A 17,435-nucleotide genomic window follows, 5' to 3' on the forward strand; every position below is an offset into this window, starting at 1 on the left:
AAAAGGCGCCTTGGCGCCTTTTTTTATGCATGGAATATCAATCCTGATAATTGTAGATGCCCGGCGGCAGCACCAGCTGAGCGGCGACGTCGGCTGCTTTGGCCTTGCCGACCAGCAGGTCAATCAGCTTCAGGGCGAAGTCGATGCTGGTGCCCGGTCCCTGGCTGGTCAGCAGGTTGACGCGTGGGTCGAACGCGACGCGTTTATCCAGCCATTTCTCTTCCGGGATCTGCGATTTCAGCCCCGGATAGCCGGTCATGTTCCCGACCGGGAAGAGCTGGTGATACTCCAGCACAATGGCAGGCGAGGCGCAGATCGCGGCGACGATGTTGCCTTCCAGGTGCGTCTGGCGCAGGCGCTCAATCAGTAGCGGGCTGTCGCGAAAACACTCGGCGCCTTCCAGACCGCCCGGCAAGACCACCGCGTCAAAGGCGCGATCGGCTACGGCGACCAGCGGAACCTCCGCCAGAATACGCACGCCGCGCGAACAGGTGATGTTCAGATCGCCATCGCTGGCGACGCTGGCGGTGGTCACCTGAATACCGGCTCTGACCAGCAGGTCGATGGTGGTGACCGCTTCGATTTCCTCGCTACCAGGGGCCAGGCAAACCAGTACCGATGCGCTCATATTCACTCTCCTTTTTCTTAATCTGTTCGAACAGGCGGCGGTTCTCCGGCAGCGTTAAGCCGTGAGCTCGACCGCGTTTCAGCAGGTATCCGGTGATGTAATCAATCTCGGTGTGCCGCTGCGCGATTATATCCTGCAGCATCGATGAGGTATTGGCCGCCGTGTTGTGGATAATCTGATAGAGATAGATTAACAGGCTTTCGGTCGAGGTGTGCAGCCCCTCCCGGTCCATCACCTGCGCTATCTCCTGACATAGCGACGTCAGTTCCTGCGGACGAGACGCCAGCTCGCCGTTGGAGCAACGGTATAGCGCAGTCAGCGGATTGATGACGCAGTTGGCGGCCAGCTTCAGCCAGCAGGTGGCGGTGATGTTGTTGTGCCAGGCCACGTCCGGCAGGGCCTGCTGCAGAATGTCCGCTAGCGAACTCTGGTCGTCTATGCCGTTGACGCCGCCGATGTGAGTTGTGCCTGCGGCGATATGCGTGACGGCAGTGCGATCGCGTCGTGCGGCGTGAGTGGTGATGCCAGCCAGCACCGGCTGGGTTAACTTCGGCAGTTCCTCCCACGTTCCCATTCCGTTGTGCAACAGCAGGATCGTACAGTTCGGACGCAGACGCGGCAGCAGGGACGAGACGGCGTCGGAAACCTGCCAGGCTTTCAGCGTCACCAGTAATAGCTCGCTCTGCGCCAGATGATCGGGATCGTTGGCGGTCAAGTTCAGGTTGCAGTGTTCGCCGTTGAGCGTGATCACATTCACCGGACAGTAGGGACGGGGGATGCGCAGCCAGCCTTGGACGTCGTGCCCTTGCTGATGAAGAGCGGCGAGCCAGAGTTGCCCGATGGCGCCGCAGCCGAGGACGGTAATTTTCATGCCTCTCTCCCAGGTGAAAATGAAAATGTGATCTGCATCACTTTATACATGATAAGCCATCGGCCATTGTTTTGTCCGCCGTATTCGCCGCCTATGGAGGGCGGTCTCTGTCAGGCTCCGGCGACCATTTTGCTTATGACCGGCGAGCGGGTATCATGCTCGGCAGCCTTTTTGTGTCAGGAGATAAATCATGCCATCTTTCGATATTGTTTCGGAAATTGATATGCAGGAAGTCCGCAATGCGGTGGAGAATGCGTCACGCGAGCTGAGCACCCGCTGGGATTTCCGCAATGTACCCGCCAGCTTTGATCTGAATGAGAAAGCGCAAACCATCAAGATGGCGAGCGAGTCAGATTTTCAGGTTAAACAGCTGGTGGATATTCTGCGGGAGAAACTGGCTAAACGCGGTATCGAAGGGAGTGCGGTAGACGTGCCTGAAGAGCTTGAGCACAGCGGTAAAACCTACAGCGTGGAAGCCGGTCTGAAGCAGGGGATTGAGACTGCCCAGGCGAAGAAGCTGGTCAAGCTGATCAAAGACAGCAAGCTGAAAGTGCAGGCGCAGATTCAGGGCGAACAGGTACGTGTGACGGGTAAGTCCCGCGACGACCTGCAAAACGTGATCGCGCTGGTGCGCGGCGCGGATCTGGGTCAGCCTTTCCAGTTCAATAATTTCCGCGACTAAGCGGACTTCCCGACAGAAGCTAAAGGCCAGCTATGCTGGCCTTTCTCGTTTTAAAGCGTCATCAGACGCGTATTGCCTCCCGCCGCTGCCGAATTGGTGCAGATCGCGCGCTCAATCAGCAGGCGTTCAAGCCGAATCGCGCTGTCTCCGCTGCTTAGCCCCTGCACGGATACGATAGGGCCGTGTCTGGCAGCCAGCTGGGTGCAGACGTTATGCAACGATACAGCGTTGCCGTGATGGATCACCGCGTCGAAAGGCTGTTCGTAAAGCGTAGAGACCGGCGTAATATCGATCACCGCTTTCACGTCGGCGGGCAGTTTCTCATAGAGCGCAATGTTCACGGAGGTGTCCGGCCACAGCATTTTGCCTCCTACGCTGGTGACGGCCGCCAGTTGGATCAGCAAGTCCTGTGGATTCAACGCTACCCCCAAAACCCGTTCTCGAGGCAAAAGCCGATAGTCGTTGTCTTCGCCGGTCGGACCGGGAAGGGCGCTCACGGTATAGCCCGCGCTGTTTTCTTTGAACGTTTTGCAACATTGCAGCAGCTCGCTGTTTTGCTGCTGTTCCGCCCAAGCCTGCAGCGCCGTATGGGCGTTAAAGACGCCGGGCTTCGTCGGCAGGGCTTCCGGGCCGGCAACCGCAGTGTAGCGTAAGCCTTGCAGCGAGGCATTGGCAGGGCACTGGCTCAGCAGACGATACAGGTACAGCGGCCCGCCCGCCTTGGGCCCGGTGCCGGAGAGTCCTTCGCCCCCGAAGGGCTGAACGCCGACGACGGCGCCTACCACATTGCGGTTGATATACACATTTCCCACGTCGATACTTTCCGCCACTTTGTTGATGGTGCGGTCGATGCGAGAGTGAATGCCGAAGGTGAGACCATAACCCAATGCGTTGATTTTATTCACCAGCTCCGGCAACTGGCGGCTGTCATAGCGCAGCACGTGCAGCACTGGACCGAATACCTCTTTTTTCAAGTCTTCGATGGCGTTGATTTCGATAAGTGCAGGCGTGATGAAGTACCCCTGAGCGTCGTCTGTGACGTCGCGCATCGCGGTGTGACTAGCCTGAAAGACAGGAAAACCTTTATCGCGCATCGCGCTGATGTGCGCGCGGATGGCGCCCATCGCCTCTTCATCGATAACCGGGCCGATATCCGTTGAGAGCTGTTCAGGGTTACCCATCTGATATTCGACCATCGTGCCGCGCAAGGCTTCGAGCAGCGATTCGGCGACGTCATTCTGGATACATAACAATCTTAACGCCGAGCAGCGCTGACCGGCGCTATCAAACGCGGAAGTCATACAGTCGATGATGACCTGTTCCGGTAACGCGGACGAGTCCACGATCATGGCATTGATGCCGCCGGTTTCCGCGATGAGGGGGATCGGGCGCCCGGCTTCATCCAGACGTCCCGCAATCTGTTGGTTGATTGACAGGGCGACGGCGGTAGAGCCGGTGAACATGACGCCTTTGACCTTTTCGTCGGCGATCAGCGGCGCTCCGACGGTTTCGCCGCGCCCTGGCAACATCTGCAAGACATCGTTGGGAATACCGGCTTCATGCAGGATATTCACGGCGAGGTAGGCGATCAGCGGCGTTTGCTCGGCCGGCTTGGCAATCACCGTATTGCCGGTCGCCAGCGCAGCGGCTATCTGGCCGGTGAAAATGGCCAGAGGGAAGTTCCAGGGGCTGATGCAAACGATGACGCCCAAGGGGACGTGGCTGTCATTATCGAATGTCTGCTGAACCTGTAGGGCGTAATAGTTGAGAAAATCCACGGCTTCGCGAACTTCGGCGATGGCATTGCTGTAGGTTTTGCCCGCCTCTCTGACCAACACGCCGATGAGTTCGCCGATGCGTTGCTCCATCAATTCGGCGGCGCGGATCAATTTTTCCGCGCGGATCGACGGAGAAATGGCAGCCCACTGGCGCGTCGCCTGTTGCGCTGCCTCGAGAGCATGGGACACATCGGTGGGGGTGGCTTCGCAGACGGTGCCCACGACATCGTGCGGATCAGCCGGATTGATGATATCGATTGGCGACGCGAGCGGAGAGCCTGTCGCCGTGATGGGCTGCGCGTGGATCTTTTCCTGCGCGCGCTGTGCCAGGGTCGTGAATAGCTCGTGCAAGCAGGCTTCGTTATACAGGTTCAGTCCCCGCGCGTTTTCACGCGCCGCGCCGTAGATATCTCGCGGCAACGGAATGCGAGGGTGGGGCAATCCCAGCTGGTGTTCCGTTTTCGCCAGCGCGGCGACGGTATTGACAGGGCTGGCGATCAGACTGTCGAGCGAAACCTCCGGGTCGGCTATCTGATTCACGAAGGAGCTGTTGGAGCCGTTTTCCAGCAACCGGCGGACCAGATAGGGCAACAGAGTTTCGTGCGAGCCCACCGGGGCGTAGATACGGCAAGGACGATTTAGGTGGTCCGCGCCGACCACTTCCCGGTAGAGCGGAACGCCCATGCCGTGGAGGCACTGAAACTCGTACTGATGCGGGGTAAAGGTTTCCCCCGCCAGATAAAAGATGGCCGCCAGCGAATGCGCGTTGTGCGTGGCGAACTGGGGATAAAACAGGTCCGGCTCCGACAATAGGGCGTTCGCGCAGGCCAGATAGGAAACGTCGGAGTAGACCTTGCGCGTAAACACCGGATACGCGTCAAGCCCGGCGACCTGCGCGCGTTTGATCTCACTGTCCCAGTAAGCGCCTTTGACCAGACGCACCCGCAGGCGTCGCTGGGTTTGGCGAGCCAGATCTTTCAGGTAGCCGATGACGCTGTAGCAGCGCTTCTGGTAGGCCTGAATGACAAAACCGATGCCGTTCCACGATTGTAATTCGGGCTCCTGACACAGCTGGGTCAGCAGATCCAGCGAGACGTCCAACCGGTCGGCTTCCTCGGCATCGATCGTAATCGCGACGTCATAGGATTTGGCGAGCAGCACCAGCGACTTCAACGTCGGGTACAGTTCGCTGAACAGCCGTTCATACTGGTGCAGCGTATAGCGGGGATGCAGCGCCGAGAGTTTGAGTGAAAACTCGGTGCCGTCATAAATCCCTCTCCCTCGGCTGTGCTTGCCAATGGCGTGCAGCGCCTCCTGACAGCGTTGAACGTAGTTGTCGGCGTCCTTCTGGGTCAACGCCGCTTCGCCCAGCATGTCGAAGGTGTAGGTAAATCCGGCTTTTTCGATGCGGGTTATCGATTGCAGCGCCTGTGAAATGGTTTCTCCGGTGACGAAGTGTTCGCTCATGACATGCATGGCGACGTCCATGGCTTTGCGGATCAGCGCGGAAGAGGCGGTCGCGATAATATTATTCACGCTGTGAGATAAGGCGTGTTTGTCGCCGTAACTGACGACCGAACCGGTGACGAGCAGTCCCCATGTTGCTGCGTTGATAAACAGCGACGAGTTTTTGCCTAAATGAGATTTCCAGTTCTGGCCCGAGAGTTTGTCGCGAATCAATAAGTCGCGGGTATCGTCATCCGGGATACGCAGCAGGGCTTCGGCCAGACACATCAGCGCAACGCCTTCCCGTGAGGACAGGGAATACTCCTGCAATAGGTTTTGGATCATCGATTCGCGATCTTTACTGACTTTCTTTTTGCGTAACGATGAGGCCAATGAATGGGCTAACTGGTGGATTTTGTGGTCGGTTTCGTCAGGTATGTCGAGGGTATCAAACAGAGAGGACACCACTTCCTGCTCTGGCTGGTCCCAGACCTGCGCGATGGCTTTTCTCTTGTCATCTCTGGAGGTCCAATGCGCTGATAGCTCGGCGAACGGCGAAATTTTTTCTCTGTCCATAACCTCATCTCTTGCGATATCGATAGCCATAATAAACCTCACGTTACTTAATCTTAGTCTACGGCGGGAAAGCAGCCGCTACGGTAATCAGCCCATCCATCGTTCGTGGTGTTACAGCGCGAGGGTCGTCAGCGCACTTTTCTGGTTGTGAAGAAACTTCACTAATCTCTCGTCCGTGGAATGCAGGATGTCATTGGGGGCGCCGACGGCGAGAATCTCGCCTTCCTCCATAAAGACAATGCGGTCGGAAATTTTGAATGCGAAGGACATTTCGTGAGTCACGATCACCATCGTCATCCCCTCGTTAGCGAGGTTTTCAATGACTTTCAGCACGTCGCCGACCAGCTCCGGGTCCAGCGCCGAGGTCGGTTCGTCAAACAGCATGATAGACGGCGTCATCGCCAGCGCCCGCGCGATGGCCACGCGCTGCTGCTGGCCGCCGGAAAGCTGGTGGGGGTATTTATGGGCGTGTTCGAGCAGCCCGACTTTTTTCAGCAGTGTTAGCCCTTGAGCCAAAATATCGTCTTTGGCGCCGGTGTGATGGTAGAGCGGTGCGAACATCACATTCTCCAGCGCGGTCATGTGCGGGAAGAGGTAAAACCCCTGAAAAACCATGCCGATTTTCTCAGCCTGTTGGTAATAGTGCTGCGTTGGCCTGCCGTTATCCGTGGGATGAAGGAAAGGTTGGTCATCCAGCAGAATTTTCCCGGCATCCAGCGACTCCAGACCGTTCATAGTGCGGATTAACGACGTTTTTCCCGAGCCGGAAGGGCCGATGATGGCGATCACTTCGCCTTTTTTGATGGCGAGGTTGATATTCTTCAGCACCGGCTTGTTGCCGTAGCGTTTGCAGATCCCCTCCAGCGCCAGGGTGACGCGGTGTTTGTCGCTGGCATATTTACGGGCGGGCTGTAACGCGGGTGCCGGCGGTTGCGCCTGCAGCAAGGCGAGTTCGTGATCGCTTAACCCCCGAGCTTTCCGGCTGCCGGTGTCGAGCCATTTTTCCAGCGCGGTCACCAGCCGATCAAAGACGGTCACGATGAAGATGTAGTAACACGACACCGCGAGCAGCGTTTCGATAACCTTGAAGTTCTGGGTATATAGCCGCTGCCCTACCAGAAGAATTTCCCCGAGAGAAATGACGGAAACCAACGAGGTCAGTTTGACGATGACGATGAATTCATTGGCCAGCGCGGGAAGCGCGATACGCATCGCTTGTGGAATGATGATGCGTTTTTGTATTCCGGCGTAATTGATATTGAGGGATTTCGCCGCTTCCAGCTGCCCCTTGTGTACGGACATCAGGCCGCCGCGATAGATCTCAGCGATAAACGCGGATTCACACAGCACCATCGCGATCAGCCCGGAAACAAACGGCGATGACAGCAGATCAGACGTGGACGTGAAAAACTGCGGCAGGTTATAGATGAGGATAATCAACACCAGCAGCGGCAGGCTTCTGAAAAACCAGATATAGATTTTGGCGAGCGCCCGCAATGGCAGGAAATGGGATTGTTTCGCCAGCGCCAGAACGAGGCCAAGAATATTACCGCCGACCCAGGAGGCGACGCTCAGCGCAATCACGACCAGCGTGGCTTGCCAGAAATCAGAATAAGAGAACAGCTCAAAGAAATAATGAGTATCAAAATCCATAGTTTATCCTGTGATGAAATTGGCGCTGGCATCAGCGGTAATGCATCTGGATGGCTCACCGGAATAACACGCATGATGAAACGCGACGGCCGTGCTTTCTGTTCGCGATGATGTGACGACGGCGAATCGGTGACGTCCTGATCGTCACGCCGTCACAGTCTGTCAGGGCGCATAGGAAGCCTGACTGACGATGCCCCCTCTCCACACGTTTAACCCGCATCGGTGGGAGAAGGGCGCGGGATGATGATTTACTCCAGCGTACCGTTCAACGCCGCCTGTACTTCGCTGGGGGAATACGCCTTCAGGTTGTATTTCTTCAACAGCTGCGTGTATTCCGGCGACTTGATCACCTTCTGGACGGCAGTATTAAGGCTGCTGAATTTCTCCTCGTTGCCTTTCTTCACGCCCAGGCCTATCAGAATGGGATAGACGATCCCGCTGCTAACCGTCAGTTTCTGGGTTTTGTTGGCGACGTCAAAAGCCACCGCCGCGTCATCAAACTGAACGTCTACCGCCCGCGACAGCACGGCCTGACTGGCTTCGGGCGCAGTGGGGAATTCGCGGATATCGATCGGTTTCAGCCCTTTATCCACGCACAGCGTTTTAGAACCCTGCGACATCTTCAGCACCCACGCCGCTCCGCTGATAGAACTGACTTTTTTACCGCACAGCATGCCGAGTTCCGTCGGCTGAAACGGATCGCCTTTTCTCGCGATAAGGACGCCGCCGGTTTTGACGTAGGGGATGAAATCGATCTGTTTTGCGCGTTCCGGCGTGATGTAAAGCGAAGAGGCGATCACGTCAAATTTGCCCGTATTCAATCCCATAATCAGATTGGCGAAGCGCGTATCGATAAATTCGGGTTGGGTTTTAAGTTCAGCGGCGACGAGCTGGATAAACTCGGCATCAAATCCCGCCGGTTGATGATTATCAAGATAGTTGTAAGGAGGGTAGGTAAGGTCGGCACCGACTTTTAGCGGCGCGGAAAAGGCCGGTGTGTTCGCCAGGGCACCCAGCGCGGCGCAGAAACAGAGCGCCTTTCTGAGCGTGAAAAAAGCGGAGTTGAGCGGTTTTTTCCCAATCATGATGATGTCCTTATTATGCGGTAAGCCAGCCTGCTGTGTGGGGGACGCCCTGTTGACTAAGCATATACCATGCCATTTCCTCACCATGGGGTTCATTGCGGCACTTCGTCTGCGCCAGGGCTGACGAAGAACGACAGGACAGCGCCTGTTGTCCGGGATAGTTAAGAAAAAGTAATCAATTTATCTTCCAACGACGTTCAGATCTCAACAAAGAGGACGAGGACGGTGCCTGGTTTATCTTTGCGGTATCGTGCAGGTGAGTGGTTTAGGGGAATGGGAAATGTTCAATCGTTGTGCGGCTGCACAGACGCGGTGCGGCGTGTGGTGCAACGCGGGTATCAGAAAAAGGTGTCTGAATTGACGGGTTTTTTGGCCTGAAAATATCGGAACGCCCCTCGCGTAACGGGCGTTCCCAGGTCAGCAATGTGTAGAAAGTGGCAGGATGCGTGTGAGGTATTACACCGATGCCGTATCGATCCACTGTTCCAGCGTTTTTCTGTTGGTCTGCTTGGTGTCAATTTTGACATAAGCGCTCTGCTCGTGAGGCACAATGATGACCTCGGCGACGCCCGGCAGGCCACGCATCTTTTGCTCAAGCTGGAGGTCTTGCAGCGTATGCTCGGACAGGGTGAGCCGCAGGCTGCTGAGATAGGGCGGTTCCTTCATGGTGAAGCTGAGTATCAGCCAGCCCAGCGCGATAACGGCCCCGGCGCTAAAGACCAGCGCGGCGCCGTACAAGTCGAAGAGCGCGCCGCCCAGACTGCCGCCAATCGCAACGCCGATAAACTGCGTGGTGGAGTAAACGCCCATGGCGGTGCCTTTGTACCCGGCCGGAGCTTCTTTACTGATGAGTGAAGGCAGCAGGGCCTCCATGACATTGAATCCCAACAGAAACAACTGAATGCCGATGATAATGCGCCACAGCTGGCTGCCTTCCGCGCTGAGTAATACCAGCTCGGCGGCGATCAAAATGATGATGCAGACGATAAAGACCTGTTTCATGCGGCGTTTCAGTTCGGCATAAATGACGAAAGGCACGACGGCGACGAACGAAATCAGCATCGTCGCCAGATACACTTTCCAGTGATCCTGAGGCGGGAGCCCTGCTTGTTCCATCGCCCTCGGCAGCGCCACGAAGCTCGACATTAACAGGATATGCAGGCACATGATGCCGACGTTCAGCTTCAGCAGTCGGCTATTCGCCAGCACTTTTCTGACGCTGCCGCGTACAATGGCCGACTCGCGATTAAGCACATGTTGAGAGGCATTCGGGATAAACGCGAGCGTGATAACGATGGCGATAACGGAAATGAGGGCGATCCCCCAGAACAGGGCATGCAGGCCCAGCGCATGGGTGACGATAGGGCCGATCACCATTGCGATGGCAAAGGTGACGCCAAAGCTGACGCCGATGAACGCCATCGCTTTAGTGCGGTTCTGCTCACGCGTTAAATCCGACAGTAAGGCCATGACCGCCGCGGAGATGGCTCCCGAACCTTGCAGGGCGCGGCCAAGAATAATGCCCCAGATCGAGTCACTGAGCGCGGCGATAACGCTACCGGCGGCGAACATCAGCAGGCCGCCGACGATGAGGGGTTTACGCCCGATGCGGTCCGACATCAGCCCGAAGGGAATTTGGAAGAGCGCCTGCATTAGGCCATAGATGCCGATGGCGACGCCTATCAGGAATTCGCTGGCGCCTTGCAACGCCATGCCGTACGTGGTCAACACCGGGAGGACCATGAACATGCCCAGCATGCGTAGTGAAAAGACCGTCCCCAGTCCCCACGTTGCCCGTAACTCGGCAGGTGTCATTCGGTTATCGTTCATCTATACCTCGGGTGTTTTTCTGGCGCTATTTTAGAGCCTCTGACGCACGCGCGTAAATGCGCGTTTTGTTACCTGATTTGGCGGAGTCGGAGAGAAATAAAAAAACAGACGGCAAGCCGTCTGTTTTTTGTCTGCACGCTGACATCCTTAGCGAAGGTAAGTCAGCATCGCTTCCTGAGTAGGCGTGATGGAGTCAATCGACATCATCACGCTCAGCGAGGTGATGGCGACGATCGAGAACACGAACAACTTCTTGGCCCAGAGGCGATCGTCATTCAGGTTCTTGTACCCGGACAGCGCCATACCCAGCCACCACAGGCTGACCGCCGCTGCAACCACCAGATATTTGTATCCGGCGTAACCGCCCAGAGAAAGCATCAGCGTGGCAATCATAAACGCCAGAATGTACAGCGTAATATGATGCTTCGCGACGGAGATCCCTTTGACCACCGGCAGCACCGGAATATTGGCGGCCTGGTAGTCTTTGAAGCGGAAAATGGCGATCGCGTAGGAGTGGGGCATTTGCCACAGGCTGAAAATCAGCAGCAGGATCAGCGCGCCAGCGTCGAACTGGTTGCTGACGGCGCAGTAGCCAATGACCGGCGGGGCCGCGCCAGACAGGCTGCCGATCAGCGTGCCGTAGACCGAATGCCGTTTCATATAGAGGCTGTAGACGCCGACGTACACGATAAAGCCAATCACCGCCAGCCACATGGCCAGCGGATTCGCGGCGATATACAGCAAGGCAAAGCCCGCAATACCCAGCAGCGCGGCATACGCCAGCGTCACCTTCAGCGAAATCAGCCCTCGCACCAGAACGCGGTTTTTGGTTCTCTCCATTTTTTTGTCGATATCGCGGTCGATGACGTTGTTGAAAACGCAACCGGAAGCCACGACTAGCGACACCCCGAAGAGCGTCGCGATAAACAGGGAATAATCAATGCTGCCGTTGGCCGCGAGTAAAAATCCCCCGATGACAGAAATCAGGTTGCCAAAAATAATGCCCGGCTTGGTGACCTGTAGGTATTGCTTAATCATCATTGTGACGGTCCAGTTACTGAATCATCATGTTGTGATGGGTGTTCCACATAATCCATATAGAACCCCCAACTACAATCGCGATAATCAGGGCGGTAAAGACAAGCGCGACAACGTTCCAGCGCTCTTGCGACGACGTATTCAGGTGCAGGAAGTACACCAGATGGACCAGAATCTGTACGACGGCGCAGCCGACCACGGTCAGCAGAATGATGTGCGTCGCCGCGGCGCCCGTCATCACCATCGCGAAGGGGATCACGGTGAGGATGATGGACAGGATAAAGCCGGTCAGATAGGACTTGGCGGTGCCGTGGCTGGCGCCCGCACTGTCATGCGTTGAATGACTCATTACATCGCCCCCATCAGATAAACAACGGTGAAGACGCAGATCCACACCACGTCAAGGAAGTGCCAGAACAGGCTGAGGCACATCAGGCGGGTTTTGTTCGTCGCGGTCAGACCGCGGCGGGAGACCTGAATCATCATGATAGCCAGCCAGATCAAGCCGCTGGTGACATGAATACCGTGCGTGCCGACCAGCGCAAAGAAACCGGACAGGAACGCGCTGCGATCCGGACCGTATCCTTCTGCAATCAGGTGATGGAACTCGTAAAGCTCCATGCCGATGAAGATCAGGCCGAACAGGAACGTCAGCGCCAGCCACTGGTTAACCCGAGACTTATCGCCTTTGTTCATGGCGATCATCGCCATGCCGTAGGTGATACTACTGAACAGCAGGGCGAAGGTTTCGACCAGGACGAACGGCAGCTCAAAAATGTCTTTACCCGTCGGTCCGCCGGCAACGCCGTCCACCAGGACGGCATAGGTGGCGAACAGCGAGGCAAACAGGATGCAGTCGCTCATCAGGTAGATCCAGAAGCCAAACACTTTCGTGGCTCCCGCATCGTGATGCCCATGCTCTGCATGGGCGTTATTCGTGTGACTCAAAGTATCAGTGGACATTTTTCACGCCTGCCTTGCTGAGTTTCTCGAAATTTGCGTTTTCAATGCGCTCGATTTCTTCCACGGGAACGTAGTAGTCCACGTCCTGATTGAAACTGTGCACAATCCAGGTCGCTATCATGCCGACGAAACCGACGGCGGCCAGCCACCAGATGTACCAGATCATGGCAAAACCGAAGACCAGAGCGAAGGCGGAGATGACCAGACCCGCGGCGGTGTTCTTAGGCATATGAATTTCTTCATAGCCGCCGTTCGGCCGACGATAGGCCTCGCCCTTCTCTTTCTCTTCCCAGAATGCATCACGGTCATGAACCTGCGGAACGACCGCAAAGTTATAGAACGGGGCAGGGGAGGATGTTGCCCACTCCAGCGTACGCGCATCCCACGGGTCGCCGGTCAGGTCGCGGTTCTGTTCGCGGTCGCGGATACTGACAACGAACTGAATCAGCTGACACAGGATACCCAGCGCAATCAGCGCGGCACCGGCCGAAGCTACCATCAGCAGCGGGTGGAATTCCGGGTTGATCTGCTGGCTCAAACGACGCGTCATGCCCATGAAGCCCAGCGCATACAGCGGCATAAAGGCCACGAAGAAGCCGATGATCCAGCACCAGAAAGCACGTTTACCCCAGGTTTCGTTCAGGGTGAAGCCGAAGGCTTTCGGGAACCAGTAGGTGATCCCTGCGAAGCAGCCGAACACCACGCCGCCGATAATGACGTTATGGAAGTGGGCGATCAGGAACAGGCTGTTGTGCAGCACGAAGTTCGCGCCCGGTACGGCCAGCAGTACCCCGGTCATCCCACCGATAGAGAAGGTGATGATGAAGCCGATGGTCCACAGCATCGCCGAGTTAGGCTGAATGCGTCCCTGATACATCGTGAACAGCCAGTTGAAGATTTTCACCCCGGTCGGGATGGAAATGATCATGGTGGCGATGCCGAAGAAGGCATTCACGTTCGCGCCGGACCCCATCGTAAAGAAGTGGTGCAGCCATACGATAAACGACAGCACGGTGATGGCGATGGTCGCCCACACCAGTGACGTATAGCCGAACAGCCGTTTGCGGCAGAAGGTCGCGGTCACCTCGGAGAACACGCCGAAGACCGGCAGCACCAGGATGTACACCTCAGGATGGCCCCAGGCCCAGATGAGGTTGATGTACATCATCATGTTGCCGCCCATATCGTTGGTGAAGAAATGGGTGCCCAGATAACGGTCCAACGTCAGTAGCGCAATGGTGACCGTCAGGATCGGGAATGCTGCGATGATCAGGACGTTAGTGCACAGTGATGCCCAGGTGAAAACAGGCATCTTCATCATGCTCATGCCGGGCGCGCGCATTTTCATGATGGTGGCGAAGAAGTTCACGCCGGTCAGCGTGGTTCCCAGCCCGGATATCTGCAGACTCCATATCCAGTAGTCGACCCCGACGCCGGGACTGTACTCCTTACCCGAAAGGGGAGGATAGGCAACCCAACCCGTCTGGGCGAATTCACCCACACCCAGCGAGATGTTGACCAGGATGACCCCGGCGACAAACATCCAGAAACTGAGCGAGTTCAGGAAAGGGAAAGCAACGTCGCGAGCACCGATTTGCAACGGAACGACCAGGTTCATCAGGCCGACCACGAACGGCGTCGCCACGAAGAAAATCATGATCACGCCGTGCGCGGTAAATATCTGGTCGTAGTGGTGAGGTGGAAGGAAACCGGCCTCACCGGCCGAGGCCAGCGCCTGCTGAGTACGCATCATGATGGCGTCGGCGAAGCCGCGCAGCATCATCACCAGGGCGACGATGACATACATGATGCCGATTTTCTTATGGTCAACGGAAGTGAACCATTCGGTCCACAGCCATTTCCATTTGCCGAAATAGGTGATTAAAGCCAGCAGCGCCAGCCCACCTAGAATGATTGCTGCCACGGTGACCATGATAATAGGTTCATGGTACGGAACCGCATCAAGAGTTAATTTTCCGAACATCGTATTATCCCTCGGCTCCTTTAATGAGAGGAGTGCTCGCTCATGTCCATGCCTTCATGAGACTGCATGCCTTCATCTTTCGGCGCGCTTTCCGCATGGTGCTGCATGTGCATTTCGTTGCCAGTAAATTTGGTAATCACCTGTCGGAACAGGTCCGGCTGTACCTGCGAGAAGTACTCGACGGGATGATATTCACTGGGGAGTGCCAGTTTTTCGAATTCACCCATGTTGCTCAGCGTATGGGAAGACTGACGCACCGAATTCACCCACTGATCAAACGCCTGCTGATTCGGCGTAGCGATTGCGGTGAATTTCATACCGGAAAAGCCTTTGCCGCTATAAGCACCGGAAATACCGTCGTACTTGCCCGGTTCATTCGCGATCAGGTGCAGCTGCGTTTGCATACCGGCCATGGCGTAAATCTGCCCGCCGAGGCGAGGGATGAACAGCGAGTTCATGACGGAGTTGGAGGTGATTTTGAACGACACGGGAACGTTGGCCGGGAAGGCGAGTTCGTTCACGCTGGCAATACCCAAATCGGGATAGATAAACAGCCATTTCCAGTCAAGCGATACGACTTCGACGTTGATGGGTTTGACGTCGGAATCCAATGGTTTGTATGGGTCAAGCTGATGGGTTGTCTTCCAGGTGATGGTTGCGAGGATGACGATGATGATGATGGGTACTGTCCAAACTACGGCTTCGATCTTGTTGGAGTGCGACCAGTTTGGCGTGTATTTGGCCTTATCGTTGGAAGCTCTGTACTTCCTGGCAAATACGATCGTCATAATGATCACCGGGATGACAACGATCAACATCAGCCCGAGGGCAGTCAGTATTAGCGAACGCTGTTCAAGCCCAATTTGTCCTTTGGGGTTCATCAATGCCATATCACAGCCGTTAAGGAGCAGGGTGGCTGCAAATAAAGAGAACATCCCCAAAAATTTATTGTATTTCCTGAGTCTCATCTAGCGACCTCAATGACAAGGGGCTCTATCTGTTATTTCACGCGAGCGGGCATTTTACGGGAAGGTTACCACACTGTAAACATGATTAAAGTGTTGTCAGTTGCTTGTTGCTCTGATTTTCTCTTTGTGTCACCAGTGTGGCAGTTTGTAAAAAAATATATTTAAAAACAGTGGGTAATAGTTTCTTCAGGGAATGACATATCCGTATGGAAAATGACACCGCGTCCTCAAAAAATTATCGTGCCACTACCATTAAGGTCTAGTGCGGGATGACGGTTTGTCAACGTTAAAAATCAGGAAAAAAGATGACGACGACGGTCGAGATACAAAAATCATGCGATGGCGGCCGCGGATAAAATATTGGCGTGAGAAATAGAAGGAAGGAAGAAAATAGGCTGCTGGGAAACAGCCTATTTGTTTGGCTTAAATTCGTTTGAGCGAGAGATAGTCCAAGACACTGCCCAGAGTGAGTCCGACTGCAGCCAGCGCTACGCCTACCGCCATCAACGTTTCAGCCGCCGACGGGCTATTCAGCCAGCCAAGTCCGAACATCCCCCAGACGACCGCTCCGATGGCGAAGCACGCGACGCCGAAAAACAGCGAGCGCACCGCCAACGTATACCCGCGCGAGTAGGCGCGTCGTGGCAGAAAATCCTCGTGGGTCTGGGTGTATTCCAACGTACGGCGGCACAGCAATAGCAGCAGCAGGCCGGGGAAAGAGATGCCGACCGAAAACAGGTAGAACCATGCCCAGCCGTAATCCTCGACGAACCAACCGGCGAGGGGACCGACATAGACTCGGCCTACGGACGCCAGGGCGGACAACAAGGCGAACTGTGTCGCGGAAAAAGATTTGTTGCACAGGGTCATCAGCAGCGCCACGAATGCGGCCGTACCCATACCGCCGCACAGGTTTTCGATGAAAATGGTGGCGCCCATAGAAAACAGATGCTTATCCGTAATCGCCAGTAGCCAGTAGCCTGCATTGGAGACCGCCTGCAGCAGCCCGAAAATCATCAGCGCCCGGAACAGCGACCAGCGCTGCATCAGGATCCCGCCGTATAACGCGCCAACGATGGTGGCGAAAAGTCCGAGCGTTTTGTTAATCAGGCCGACGTCGCCCGCATCAAAGCCCACGCCGCGAATCAGAAAGGTGGTGCTCAGGCTGACCGCGAAGGCATCGCCAAGCTTATAGAAAATAATCAGCAACAGAATCAGCCAGGCGTTGTTGCGCCCGAAGAAATCCCGCAGCGGGGCCATGATGGCTTGTTCCATCGAGCGCGGCGAAGGCTGAGTATTGGTTGGCTCCGGGGCCAGCCAGGTAGCCAGCGTACACAGCAGCATCAGACCTGCCATCAGCCAATAGGTCGACTGCCAACCCAGCAGACGGTCGGCAATCCACAGCGCCAGTCCACCGGAAACCAGCATTGCCAGCCGATAGCCGAGTACGGAAACGGCGGCGCCACTGCCACGTTCCTGCGGCGGCAATAAATCCGTTTTGTAGGCGTCGAAGACGATGTCCTGCGACGCGGAAAAGAAAGCGATCACGACGGCCAGTGCCGCCAGCCACCAAAGGTCCTGAGCCGGATTTAATGTGCCGATAGCCGCAATCGCCCCCACAAGACCCAACTGTGTGAGCAGCAGCCAACCACGGCGGCGGCCGAAGAAAGATGGCGTATAGCGATCCATCATCGGCGACCATAGGAATTTGAACACGTAGGCCTGACCGACCAGCGAGAAGAAGCCGATGGTTTTCAGATCGACGTTCTCGACGGTCATCCATGCTTGCAGTGTGCCAGAGGTCAATGCCAGAGGGAGGCCGGATGAAAATCCCAGAATGAGCAGGATCAGTGAATTGCGTTGGTTGAAAAGCGTGTGGAGCTGACGAGGCATGCAACATCCTTTTGCTTGCCCCGCGGACGGGGCAAGGGAA

The 17,435-nt window shown here is 56.0% G+C and carries 13 protein-coding genes; 1 reads left to right on the top strand and 12 read right to left on the bottom strand.

The window, feature by feature from the left end; all coding sequences use genetic code 11:
• Window positions 1-37: 37 nt before the first annotated feature.
• Window positions 38-628, bottom strand: coding sequence for a protein deglycase YajL (yajL, locus tag CKQ53_RS09700; protein ID WP_094118533.1), 591 nt, complete (start codon window positions 626-628; stop codon window positions 38-40).
• Window positions 591-1,499, bottom strand: coding sequence for a 2-dehydropantoate 2-reductase (gene panE, locus CKQ53_RS09705; RefSeq protein WP_085651701.1), 909 nt, complete (start codon window positions 1,497-1,499; stop codon window positions 591-593). The genes yajL and panE overlap by 38 nt, the downstream gene beginning before the upstream one ends.
• A 190-nt stretch (window positions 1,500-1,689) precedes the next feature.
• On the opposite strand from panE, the gene CKQ53_RS09710 reads away from it, so the two are divergent.
• Window positions 1,690-2,181, top strand: coding sequence for a YajQ family cyclic di-GMP-binding protein (locus CKQ53_RS09710; protein ID WP_085651702.1), 492 nt, complete (start codon window positions 1,690-1,692; stop codon window positions 2,179-2,181).
• 50 nt (window positions 2,182-2,231) lie between these two features.
• Here CKQ53_RS09710 and putA read toward each other — a convergent pair whose 3' ends face one another.
• The 10 genes from putA to ampG all read right to left on the bottom strand — a co-directional run bounded on the left by putA (window position 2,232) and on the right by ampG (window position 17,395).
• On the bottom strand, window positions 2,232-6,011 hold the full coding sequence (gene putA / locus CKQ53_RS09715; RefSeq protein ID WP_118894945.1) for a trifunctional transcriptional regulator/proline dehydrogenase/L-glutamate gamma-semialdehyde dehydrogenase: 3,780 nt from the start codon (window positions 6,009-6,011) through the stop codon (window positions 2,232-2,234).
• A gap of 81 nt (window positions 6,012-6,092) precedes the next feature.
• Entirely contained in the window at window positions 6,093-7,634 is a 1,542-nt protein-coding gene (locus CKQ53_RS09720) for an amino acid ABC transporter permease/ATP-binding protein (protein ID WP_085651704.1), read from the bottom strand.
• Between the two features lie 248 nt (window positions 7,635-7,882).
• Window positions 7,883-8,719, bottom strand: coding sequence for an ABC transporter substrate-binding protein (locus CKQ53_RS09725; protein WP_085651705.1), 837 nt, complete (start codon window positions 8,717-8,719; stop codon window positions 7,883-7,885).
• Between the two features lie 456 nt (window positions 8,720-9,175).
• The gene (locus tag CKQ53_RS09730; RefSeq protein ID WP_094118532.1) at window positions 9,176-10,549 is read right to left on the bottom strand and encodes an MFS transporter; all 1,374 of its coding nucleotides are present in this window, start codon (window positions 10,547-10,549) and stop codon (window positions 9,176-9,178) included.
• A 147-nt stretch (window positions 10,550-10,696) separates the two neighbouring features.
• The gene (gene cyoE / locus CKQ53_RS09735; protein ID WP_085651721.1) at window positions 10,697-11,587 is read right to left on the bottom strand and encodes a heme o synthase; all 891 of its coding nucleotides are present in this window, start codon (window positions 11,585-11,587) and stop codon (window positions 10,697-10,699) included.
• A 16-nt stretch (window positions 11,588-11,603) separates the two neighbouring features.
• Window positions 11,604-11,936 (bottom strand): cytochrome o ubiquinol oxidase subunit IV, encoded by a 333-nt coding sequence (locus tag CKQ53_RS09740; protein ID WP_094118531.1) that lies wholly within the window; start codon window positions 11,934-11,936, stop codon window positions 11,604-11,606.
• The gene (locus tag CKQ53_RS09745) at window positions 11,936-12,550 is read right to left on the bottom strand and encodes a cytochrome o ubiquinol oxidase subunit III (RefSeq protein ID WP_085651708.1); all 615 of its coding nucleotides are present in this window, start codon (window positions 12,548-12,550) and stop codon (window positions 11,936-11,938) included. Before CKQ53_RS09745 ends, CKQ53_RS09740 begins: the two co-directional genes overlap by 1 nt.
• Window positions 12,540-14,534: a cytochrome o ubiquinol oxidase subunit I gene (gene cyoB, locus CKQ53_RS09750; RefSeq protein ID WP_085651709.1), complete on the bottom strand. Its 1,995-nt coding sequence runs from the start codon at window positions 14,532-14,534 to the stop codon at window positions 12,540-12,542. Before cyoB ends, CKQ53_RS09745 begins: the two co-directional genes overlap by 11 nt.
• A gap of 20 nt (window positions 14,535-14,554) precedes the next feature.
• Window positions 14,555-15,502, bottom strand: coding sequence for a cytochrome o ubiquinol oxidase subunit II (gene cyoA, locus CKQ53_RS09755; RefSeq protein ID WP_085651710.1), 948 nt, complete (start codon window positions 15,500-15,502; stop codon window positions 14,555-14,557).
• Window positions 15,503-15,925: 423 nt separating this feature from the next.
• Entirely contained in the window at window positions 15,926-17,395 is a 1,470-nt protein-coding gene (gene ampG / locus CKQ53_RS09760) for a muropeptide MFS transporter AmpG (protein WP_094118528.1), read from the bottom strand.
• Window positions 17,396-17,435 lie beyond the last annotated feature (40 nt).

The organism is Lonsdalea britannica, assembly GCF_003515985.1.
Taxonomy (GTDB): domain Bacteria; phylum Pseudomonadota; class Gammaproteobacteria; order Enterobacterales; family Enterobacteriaceae; genus Lonsdalea; species Lonsdalea britannica.

Coding starts and splice junctions, on each gene's coding strand:
- yajL (WP_094118533.1), bottom strand. CDS start 628: ATGAGCGCATCGGTACTGGTTTGCCTGGCCCCTGGTAGCGAGGAAATC.
- panE (WP_085651701.1), bottom strand. CDS start 1,499: ATGAAAATTACCGTCCTCGGCTGCGGCGCCATCGGGCAACTCTGGCTC.
- CKQ53_RS09710 (WP_085651702.1), top strand. CDS start 1,690: ATGCCATCTTTCGATATTGTTTCGGAAATTGATATGCAGGAAGTCCGC.
- putA (WP_118894945.1), bottom strand. CDS start 6,011: ATGGCTATCGATATCGCAAGAGATGAGGTTATGGACAGAGAAAAAATT.
- CKQ53_RS09720 (WP_085651704.1), bottom strand. CDS start 7,634: ATGGATTTTGATACTCATTATTTCTTTGAGCTGTTCTCTTATTCTGAT.
- CKQ53_RS09725 (WP_085651705.1), bottom strand. CDS start 8,719: ATGATTGGGAAAAAACCGCTCAACTCCGCTTTTTTCACGCTCAGAAAG.
- CKQ53_RS09730 (WP_094118532.1), bottom strand. CDS start 10,549: ATGAACGATAACCGAATGACACCTGCCGAGTTACGGGCAACGTGGGGA.
- cyoE (WP_085651721.1), bottom strand. CDS start 11,587: ATGATTAAGCAATACCTACAGGTCACCAAGCCGGGCATTATTTTTGGC.
- CKQ53_RS09740 (WP_094118531.1), bottom strand. CDS start 11,936: ATGAGTCATTCAACGCATGACAGTGCGGGCGCCAGCCACGGCACCGCC.
- CKQ53_RS09745 (WP_085651708.1), bottom strand. CDS start 12,550: ATGTCCACTGATACTTTGAGTCACACGAATAACGCCCATGCAGAGCAT.
- cyoB (WP_085651709.1), bottom strand. CDS start 14,534: ATGTTCGGAAAATTAACTCTTGATGCGGTTCCGTACCATGAACCTATT.
- cyoA (WP_085651710.1), bottom strand. CDS start 15,502: ATGAGACTCAGGAAATACAATAAATTTTTGGGGATGTTCTCTTTATTT.
- ampG (WP_094118528.1), bottom strand. CDS start 17,395: ATGCCTCGTCAGCTCCACACGCTTTTCAACCAACGCAATTCACTGATC.